We start from the raw sequence: 1,432 nt of genomic DNA, 5'->3' as shown, positions 1-1,432 counted from the left end.
TTAAGAAGTCTGAAAATCGACTTCAAGAACATATGGACGTTGCTGAAGAAGATTTAAAAGTTATCAATAATGCTTTTGATGATATCCATTTGGGAATGGATGGCGACTCTATTTCAATGGATGCAGCACTTTCCATTCATCAACAACAACAAATGTTAGATGAAAGAAATAATAGTTGGCAACAATCGAGACAACGTTTGGGAATTCTCAAAAAATTGGAAAAGACGCCATTTTTTGCGCGTTTGGATTTCCAAGAAAAAGGTGAACCTAAAAAAGAATCTGTCTATATTGGCTTGAGCTCTTTTACTGATGAGAAGGATCACTTTTTAGTTTATGATTGGCGAGCACCAATTTCTTCCATTTATTATGATGGTAAGTTGGGTGAGGTTAAGTATCAAACTCCAGATGGTGAGCAATCAGTTGATCTCTTTTTGAAACGTCAATTTTTAGTTGATAGTGGTAAGATCAAGGCTTATTTTGATACTCAAGAAACAATTGGCGATCAAATGCTTTTGGAAGTTTTGGATGGTAAATCTTCTACTCACATGAAGGGTATCGTCAAAACTATTCAGAGTGAACAAAACAAAATTATTCGTGATACTAAGTCAAAATTATTATTTGTCCAAGGTGCAGCTGGGTCAGGTAAAACTTCAGCTATTTTGCAAAGAATTGCATTTTTGCTTTATCGTTACCGTGGAACTTTAACTTCTAGCCAAGTGGTTATGTTCGCACCTAATTCATTATTTAATGATTACATTAAAGATGTTTTACCAGAAATGGGTGAACAAAACATGGTTCAAATGACATACAAACAATTTTTGGCACGTCGTTTGCCTAATTTAACAGTAGAGAGTTTGGCACAACAATTTGAAACTGTCGTAGATACGGATAGCAAAAATATTGGTAAGTTCGTGTCGGATATTGAATTCTTTAAGATTTTGACTAATTATAGTAAGTTACTTGGTCAAAGCGGAATGGCTTTCAAAGATATTAAATTCCAAGGTAAAGTGTTTATTCCTAAGGAAAAAATCCAAGAATTCTACTATAGCTATGGACCACAATATAACTTGGGTAATCGCTTAGATGCGACTGTTGACCGCTTAGTTAAGATGTTGCATCGTAAAATGGGTGCGGAGATGCGTTCTAATTGGGTGTCTGAACGAATTGAAAACTTAGACAAAGAGCAGTTACAAGCACTTTATAATGCGGCTGATCAAGAGTTTAAGAATGGTGACGAAGAGAAGAAGTTTTTGGCCCGTAAGATTGTGGCAGTGACGATGCAAGGCGTTTATAAGTACATCAAGCATTTGCGCTTCTTGAACGTGGCTGGGAACTATTTGAATTTCTTGAAGGCTGTTCCTAAAATTGTTGATTTAGAGCAACGTGGCATTACGAAAGAACAGTGGGAAGAGTACACGACCAATTTCGTTAA

General features: G+C 36.0%; 1 protein-coding gene. It reads left to right on the top strand.

What is annotated here, in order from left to right; all coding sequences use genetic code 11:
* A partial coding sequence (helD, locus tag FHL06_RS14450) for an RNA polymerase recycling motor HelD (protein WP_272950470.1) occupies nucleotides 1-1,432 on the top strand: 1,432 nt, incomplete at both ends.

Origin of the sequence: Companilactobacillus halodurans, assembly GCF_009600985.1 — a bacterium.
Classification (GTDB): domain Bacteria; phylum Bacillota; class Bacilli; order Lactobacillales; family Lactobacillaceae; genus Companilactobacillus; species Companilactobacillus halodurans.
This window is presented reverse-complemented; position numbering and strand designations above follow the sequence as displayed.